The 7,354-nt window shown below is 69.5% G+C and carries 6 protein-coding genes; 3 read left to right on the top strand and 3 right to left on the bottom strand.

The window, feature by feature from the left end; genetic code table 11:
• Window positions 1-69: 69 nt before the first annotated feature.
• Window positions 70-585, bottom strand: coding sequence for a DUF1993 family protein (locus tag HR086_RS42995; protein WP_141649109.1), 516 nt, complete (start codon window positions 583-585; stop codon window positions 70-72).
• Window positions 586-723: 138 nt separating this feature from the next.
• Between HR086_RS42995 and HR086_RS42990 the strand changes: the two genes are divergently transcribed.
• Window positions 724-1,845: a metal-dependent hydrolase gene (locus HR086_RS42990; protein ID WP_174468529.1), complete on the top strand. Its 1,122-nt coding sequence runs from the start codon at window positions 724-726 to the stop codon at window positions 1,843-1,845.
• A 283-nt stretch (window positions 1,846-2,128) separates the two neighbouring features.
• Here the strand turns inward: HR086_RS42990 and HR086_RS42985 are convergent, their stop codons facing one another.
• Window positions 2,129-2,995 carry a 50S ribosomal protein L11 methyltransferase gene (locus tag HR086_RS42985; protein ID WP_174454622.1) on the bottom strand — a complete coding sequence of 289 codons (867 nt, stop codon included), beginning with the start codon at window positions 2,993-2,995 and terminating at the stop codon, window positions 2,129-2,131.
• A gap of 40 nt (window positions 2,996-3,035) precedes the next feature.
• Here HR086_RS42985 and HR086_RS42980 point away from each other — a divergent pair, with 40 nt between their 5' ends.
• Entirely contained in the window at window positions 3,036-3,398 is a 363-nt protein-coding gene (locus tag HR086_RS42980; RefSeq protein ID WP_141649112.1) for a hypothetical protein, read from the top strand.
• On the top strand, window positions 3,395-4,360 hold the full coding sequence (locus HR086_RS42975) for a hypothetical protein (RefSeq protein WP_174468528.1): 966 nt from the start codon (window positions 3,395-3,397) through the stop codon (window positions 4,358-4,360). The genes HR086_RS42980 and HR086_RS42975 overlap by 4 nt, the downstream gene beginning before the upstream one ends.
• Window positions 4,361-4,492: 132 nt before the next feature.
• On the opposite strand, the gene HR086_RS42970 is transcribed toward HR086_RS42975, so the two are convergent.
• Window positions 4,493-7,093, bottom strand: a complete 2,601-nt coding sequence (locus HR086_RS42970; RefSeq protein WP_174459688.1) for a pitrilysin family protein — start codon at window positions 7,091-7,093, stop codon at window positions 4,493-4,495.
• Window positions 7,094-7,354: the final 261 nt, after the last annotated feature.

Below are 7,354 nucleotides of genomic sequence, written 5' to 3'. Positions count from 1 at the left end.
GGATGAACGGGTGGGGGCTCCACGCGGCGGGGACGCTAGCGCGTTCGGAGCGTGGAGCCCAAGAGACGTTCAGCGCGGCTCGAAGGGACCGATGAAGTCCTGCTTGCCGATGCGCACTCCATTGTGGCGGAGGATGTCGTAGGCCGTGGTGACGTGGAAATAGAAGTTCGGCAGGCCGAAGGTGAACAGGTAGTCGTCTCCCTGGAAGTCGCGCTTGTAGTCCCCCGCCGTGAGCGTGACGGTGCGCTTCTCGCTGCCCTGGAGCGTCGAGGCGTCGATGGACTTCAGGAAGGCGACGGTCTTCGCGATGCGCGCGTGCAGCTCGTCGAAGGTCTTCTCGGTGTCCGGCATGCGCGGGGCGGGCACGCCGCTCAGTCGCTCGGCGGTGGCCTTCGAGGTGTCGCTGGCGCGCTGCACCTGGGCCACGAGGTTGAGCATGTCCGGCGCCAGCTTCGCGTCGAGCAGGGTCTGCGGATCGACGCCGTTCTCCTTCGCGTGCTGGGCCCCCTTTTCGAGCAGGGTGGAGAGCACGTTGAGGGCTCGGATGAAGACGGGAATGGACGCCTGGTACATCGAGATGGACATGGAAGGCTCCGGGCCGTCACGAGCGGACGGCGGTTCTTCGAGGCGCGACTGTCTAACGCGTCCCTCATTTTCGTGCCGGGCAGAGAAGGTGACGCGAGGTGTCGAGGTCCGTGTGGGAGTGAAGTACCCTCAAGACGGATGGACAATCTCGCTCACTCGCTGGTCGGAGCCTGGATGGCGGAGGCGGGGCTGAAGCGCTACACGCCGCTGGCCACCGCGACGCTCGTCATCGGCGCGAATCTCCCGGACGTGGATGCTGTCTTCGCCCTCGCGGGCTCGGACGCGTCGCTGTACTGGCGTCGAGGCTGGACGCATGGGGTGCTCGCGCTATCGCTCTGGCCCTTCGTGCTCACGGGGTTGATGTTGTTGTGGGACCGCTGCGTGCGAAGGCGCCGGCAGCCAGACCTTGCACCCGCGCGCGCGGGGCCGCTGTTGCTCTTGTCCACGGTGTCGGTGCTGAGTCATCCCGCGCTGGACTGGCTCAACACCTATGGAGTGCGGCTGTTGATGCCGTTCGACGGGACGTGGTTCTACGGCGACACGTTGTTCATCGTCGACCCGTGGGTCTGGCTGCTCGCGGGAGCAGCCGTCATCATGGCGGATGCGCGCACGCGGAAGTCCGTCGCGGGCTGGCTCGTGTTGGGGGTGGCCACCACCGCGCTCGTCACCATTCCTGGTTTCGTTCCCTGGCCCGCGAAGGTGCTCTGGGCAGTGGGCGTGGCGGCCATCCTCTGGCTGCGCTTGAAGGGCACGCAGGTGGTGTCCACCCAGCGCGTGGCCACGGTGTGCGGCGTGGGACTGGTGCTCTATCTGGGCGCCATCCTGCTGGGGTCGCAGGTCGCCGCGCCCGGGGCCCACGCATGGCTGAAGGCGCAGGGGCACTCCGTGGAGCGCGTCATCGCGGGACCGGTGCCCGCGAACCCCTTCGTGCGAGACCTCATCGCCCTGGGGCCGGACCGCTACCACTTCGTCCGCGTGGACTTCCTGCGCGCCGGCGAGCACCTTGAAATGAGCGGGCCGACGCTTCCTCGCGAGCCGAACCCCGGGCCCGTCATCCAGGCCGCACTCGCGGCGCCGCATCTGCGTGGCCTCGCCAACTGGCTGCGTTTGCCCACGTATCAGGTGGCACAGACGGAGGCCGGGTGGCGCGTCACGATTGATGACGTGCGCTACTCGCGCTCGCAGAGCGGAGGACTCGGCTCCGCCGTCGTGGAACTCGACAAGGAATTGCGGCTCGTGAAGCGCCCGACCGTCGAGTAACCCTCCGCGCTCGCGGGCGCGTGGCCACACGCTGTCGTGCCCACGCCGCATCGAGGAGTCTCGCCACATCCCCAAAGGCGCCCACTCGCCGATGAGGACGCCGCGCGAGCCACATCCCTGAAGGAGCCCACTCGCGGGTGAGGACGCCGCGCGAGCCACATCCCTGAAGGATCCCACTCGCCGGTGGGGGCATCGCGCGAGCCACATCCCCGAGGCGGCGCTTCGTGGGCGCCGTACGTCCAGGCTCGCGTGGTCGCCGCACGCGAGCCCTCACTCGGGCACTTCAGCGCTTCAAATCGATGCGCACCCACTCGCCCTGCGTCGCACCGGGCAGCACGGTGAAGCCCTGGTTGCGGTAGGCGGCCTCCACGTCCGCGCGCTGATGAGACAGCACGCCCGCGAGCACCAACCGGTCCTTCGCCTTGAGGGCGATGAGCGGCGCCAGCTCGATGAGCGTGTTGGCGAGGATGTTGGCCAGCACCAGGTCGAACGTACCTTCCACCGCCGTCAGTTCCTTGCCGGACACGTCGATGTCGGGCGTGCCGTTGTCCGCCAGGTTCTCCTGCGCCAGCTCCACCGACGTCGGGTCGTTGTCCGTGGCGACGACGCGCCCCGCACCCAGCTTCTTCGCCGCGATGGCGAGCACCCCCGTGCCGGTGCCCACGTCCAGGACGCTCGCGCCCGGATGGTCCGCCATGAACGCATCCACCGCCGCCAGACACAGCGACGTGGTGGGGTGGTCGCCCGTGCCGAAGGCCATCTTCGGCTCAATCACCAGTCGCACCGCCCCGGCGGGGGCATTGCCCACGTCCCACGGCGGCCCCACCCACAGCCGGCCCACATGGACGGACTTGATGAGCGACTTCCACTCGTTGCTCCAGTCCTGCTGGGGCTGCTCGTCCAGGCTGAGCCGGGCGGAGGGGTAGGACTCGGCGACCTCTTCGCGGGCGGCCTCGGCCGTCTCGCGGTCCTCGAAGTAGCCAATGATGATGTTCTCGCCCACCGGCGGAGCCTTCACGCCGGGCATGGGGGGAGTCTCCCGGTCTCGTACCTCGAGGCCGAGCGCACCGGACTCGTGGAGGAGGTCCTGTACGGCCTCGGACGCTTCCTCGGGCAACTCCACGGTGAGTGACAGATAGGTCTGGGACATGCGGGCCCTTTTACCGCGCCGTGCGTAGCGTGGGAGCGCCGTGAGACACCTGTTCATCTTGTGGCCGCTGGCCTGGCTGACCGCCTGCTCCGGCCCAGAAGCGCCCGACGCCGCCGTCTGTCGGGATGTCGTCAACCGCCTCTGCGAGACGTCGGCCTGTCCCGGCGTGGCCGAGCAGCTCGCCGTGGACACCCGCTGCGAGGCCACCCTGTTGGAGCGGACCGGCTGCGGCTCGGAGGACTTCACCTTCTCCGTACCCACTCGGGAGCGGGTCCTGGACTGCCGGGTGCCACTCATCCGGGAGGGGACCACCCCGGGGCGCACGCCCACCTGTGGGGATTCGGCCCGGTTCCTCGTGGACTGTCCGGACGTGACGACCTTTTTCCGGGGGGAAGTGCCATGAAGCGGTGGGTGGCGTCGGCGTTGGTGCTGTCGGTGGGGTGTACGCCCCTGGATATGGAGCGGCGCACCGAGCGAGGCCCCGTCCTGCGCACGTACCTCCAGGAGACGCAGCTCGGGGAGCGCATGCCCTTCGCGCGCACGGAGGTGCGGTGGCCCCAGCTCTCCCTGCGTTTCTTGACGGCGGACATCTGCCGCACCGAACAACACGCCGAGTACACCGAGGACATCATCACCACCCGCTCCGCGCCAGGCGCGGCGGGGGCGGTGAGCTCGGGGGGTGTCCTCACCGCCGTGGGTGGCTTCCTGGTGCTGGGGCGCACGCTCTTCTCCAACACACCGGACAAGGACTCCATCGACCGGAGTGGCCACTACGGTGCCCCCAGCCGCGATGTGGCGACGACCTGGGGCGTGGTGCTGCTGTCACTGGGCGTGCCCGCGGTGGTGGCGGGCATCATCCAGCTCCACCGGGGCGGCGAGACGAAGGAGACGCGCAAGGCCGACGAGATGGTGGCGTTGCGCGAGGTGCCCTGTCAGCCCCAGCCCGCGGACGGCGTGGTGGAGCTGGCGGGCGGCAATGGCCCTCCGCCCGAGCCGCGCGCCACGCTGAATGGGACGCTGGTGCTGAGCGCCGACGAGGTGCGGACGATGAGCTTCTCGGGCCTGCTGTTGGACGGAGCCCCGGTGCTGCTCCATGACGAGGACCGCTCACGGATGGAGACCTTCCGCACCTGCGCCTCGTTGCTGGCCGCGTCGGTGGACCCGGAGGCGCTGGCCCGAGAGGCCAAGACGCATCCGAACCGGCTTCGCACCAAGCGGGAGCTGGTCCGGGCCTGCACGACGCTGCCGGGGGCTCCGGCGGGTCCGTTGCTGGAGGCCATCGACTCCGCGCTCTCACTGGGGACAGGCGTCGAGCCGGAAGCGAAGCCTTCGCCTCCACCGCCCATGCCCGGCACCGACCTCTGAGTCGGCACGGGCCAGCGAGCCCGGAGCGAGAATGCGAAAGGGCCCACCCTCGCGAGAGAGCGGGCCCCTGAGGCTCCGATGAGTTCAGCGTGACGCGGGGCCCACCCTCGTGGAAGAGGGCGGGCCCGCGACTCACGGACCGACGACGGTGAGCACGCTCTTGTCGAAGTCGATGACCTGACGCGCCACCTCGAGCACCTGGTCCGACGTCACCGCGGCGATGTGCTCCGCGTAGTGCAGGAAGTTGTCCAGGTTCAGCCCGTAGACGGTGTCCATGGCCATCATCCCCGCGCGCGCGCCGTTTCGCTGGAGCGCGATTTCGTGCGTGCCGATGAGGTTCTGCTTCGCCCGCTCCAGCTCCTCCTCGGGGATGCGCTCGTCACGGATGCGCTTCAACTCCGCGCGGATGCCGTCCAGGGCCGCGTCCACCTTCTCGGGGCTCGTGCCCATGTACGCGGCGAAGTAGCCCGGCTCGATGCCCTCGACGCCGAAGCTGCTCACGCTGTACGCCATGGAGCGCTTGTCGCGCAGCTCCACGAAGAGCCGGCCGCCCTGCCCGGACAGCACGCCCGACAACGTCTCCAGCGCGTGGCGCTCCGGGTCGTTGATGCGCAGCCCCCGGAACCCCATCACCAGATGCGACTGAGCCTTGGCCAGCACGCGCTTCTCCTGGCGCGCGGCCTCCAGCGGACCCTCGGCGGTGACCTTCGGCGCGGCGGCGGCCTTGCCTCGCGAGGCGCCGAAGTACTCCCGCGCCAGCGCGAGCACCTCGTCCACCTTCACGTCGCCCACCACGGTGAGCGTGAGCTGGGACGGGTCCATGTAGCGAGCGTGATACGCGCGCAGGGCCTCGGGCCCCAGGGCCTCCACGGACTCCTTCTCCCCGAGCGTCGGCAGCCGGTACGGATGCGTCCGGTACAGCGTCCGGTTGAACAGGTCGAACGCGAGGCTGGACGGCTTGTCCTCGCGGGTGAGGATGTCCTGGAGCATCAGCGCGCGCTCGCGCGCCACCTCCACCTCGGGGAACGAGGGGTTGGACAGCGTGTCCGCGAACAGGCGGAAGGCCGACTCGAAGTGGCGCGAGAGGAACTCGCCCCGCAGGTTCACCGAGTTGCGCCCGCTCAATCCGCCCATGCTGCCCGCGTAGATGTCCACGAGCTGCGAAATCTCCTCCGCGTCCCGCGTCGGCGTGCCTCGCGTCAGGCTGCGCGACAGCAGCGTGGTGAGGCCGTTGTCGGCGGACGTCTCGTAGCGCAGGCCGCCCATGAAGGCCGCGCGCATGGCGAACAGCGGCACCGCGGGCTCCTCGCGCACCATGATGGTCGCGCCCGAGGGAAGCTTCTCCGTGATGATTTCGCTGGGGCCCTTCGTCTTGGCCCCCAGGCGCAGCGAAGGCTCTCCCACGGAGACCTTGCTCGCCTTGCGCTCCGGAGGCGCGGCGACGGGGCCGCGTTCCACCCGGTCCAACACCGCGTGGACCTGCTCCTCCGTGAAGGTCGTGCCGTGCGGCAGAAGCCCGGTGACGGTGGCGTGGTCGAAGCGCAGGTACTTCTCCGCCGCCGCGCGCACCTGCTCCGCCGTGAGCGAGCGGATGCCCTCGTAGTAGCGCGCCTCCGCCTCCAGGCTGCCCATGCCGGACTGGTAGAAGCCCATCTTCCGGGCGATGCCCTGCACCGTCTCGCGCTGGTAGACGGCCTCCGCCTCCAGCAGCGCCTTCGCCGTGGACAGCTCGTCCGCGGCCACCGGCGTCACGCGCAGCGTGGCCAGCGCCTTCGAGGCCTCCTCCAGCGCCCGCTCGAGGTTGCCCGGCTGCAGCGTCATCGACATCGAAAACAGGCCCGGGTCCTGCGGCGTGTAGGAGAACGCGTGGATGTCGTTGACCAGGTTGTGCTTGCGCTTCACCTCGCGCGTCAGGCGGGAGGCGTCACCCTGGCCGACAATCATCGCCAGCACATCCATGGCGGGCGTGTCCGCGTGCGAGGCCTCGGGGATGGGGAAGGCCATGTGCAGCCAGGCCTCCTTCACCTCGTCCGGGCGCAAGAGCACGCGGCGGCCGGTGGGCGTGGGCTCCTCGGGACGCTTCCCCGCGCCCTCGTACGGACGGCCCCAGTCCCCGCCGAAAATCTCGTCCACCCACCCGCGCAGCTCCGCCTCGCTCAGGTCTCCGGAGACGGAGAGCACCAGGTTCTTGGGCGTGTAGTAGCGGTGGTAGAACTCCAGCACCTTCTCCCGCGTGAACCCGCGCACGCTCTCCGCCGTGCCGAGCACCGGCAACCGGTACGGATGCGTCTGGAACACGGTGGAGAACAAGTCGCGCGACGCGCGCCGCGAGGGCGTGTCCTGGCTGCGCTTGATTTCCTCGCACACCACCTCGATTTCGCGCGCCAGCTCCTCGGCGTCGAAGGAGGAGCGGCGCACCGCGTCCCCGAGGATGTCCAGGCCCGTCCGGGCGAACTGGCTGGCGATGACGATGTGGTAGACGGTCTGGTCGTACGACGTCCAGGCGTTGATTTCGCCGCCGTGGGCCTCCACGTCGCGGGCGATTTCGCCGGGGCCTCGCCGCTCGGTGCCCTTGAAGAGCATGTGCTCGTGCAGGTGGGCCAGGCCCGCCTGGTCGGGGCGCTCGTCGGCGCTGCCGACCTTGACCCAGACCTGGAATGCCGCGACCTTGGCGGCGTGGTTTTCGTCGAAGACGACGGTGAGCCCGTTGGGAAGCGCGTAGCGGATGGCCATATAGGAGCGTCCGAAGCTGGCACTCGCCCCCCAGGAGGGCAAGGCGAGGTGTGATGTTTCCCCCACTGGCTAACGCCCGGGAGCCCCGGCGTCGAGGGGTCCGTGCGGCCTCCCAGCGTCCAGGAGCCCGAACCGACCTGTCTCGTCACGCGTCCCTGGTAGGCCGCGCCGCCGGGCGGTAACCTGCGAATGCCCATGCCGTCACCTCCGGAAGAGGTGGATCCGCTCGCGGACCTGCGCGACAGCCTGGACCTGGAGAAC

The organism is Myxococcus sp. CA039A, assembly GCF_013336645.1.
Lineage (GTDB): Bacteria > Myxococcota > Myxococcia > Myxococcales > Myxococcaceae > Myxococcus > Myxococcus llanfairpwllgwyngyllgogerychwyrndrobwllllantysiliogogogochensis.
This window is presented reverse-complemented; position numbering and strand designations above follow the sequence as displayed.

Bases quoted from the DNA above. Each gene is read 5' to 3' on its own strand.
- HR086_RS42985 (WP_174454622.1), bottom strand. From the start codon at position 2,995: ATGTCCCAGACCTATCTGTCACTCACCGTGGAGTTGCCCGAGGAAGCG.
- HR086_RS42990 (WP_174468529.1), top strand. From the start codon at position 724: ATGGACAATCTCGCTCACTCGCTGGTCGGAGCCTGGATGGCGGAGGCG.
- HR086_RS42970 (WP_174459688.1), bottom strand. From the start codon at position 7,093: ATGGCCATCCGCTACGCGCTTCCCAACGGGCTCACCGTCGTCTTCGAC.
- HR086_RS42995 (WP_141649109.1), bottom strand. From the start codon at position 585: ATGTCCATCTCGATGTACCAGGCGTCCATTCCCGTCTTCATCCGAGCC.
- HR086_RS42975 (WP_174468528.1), top strand. From the start codon at position 3,395: ATGAAGCGGTGGGTGGCGTCGGCGTTGGTGCTGTCGGTGGGGTGTACG.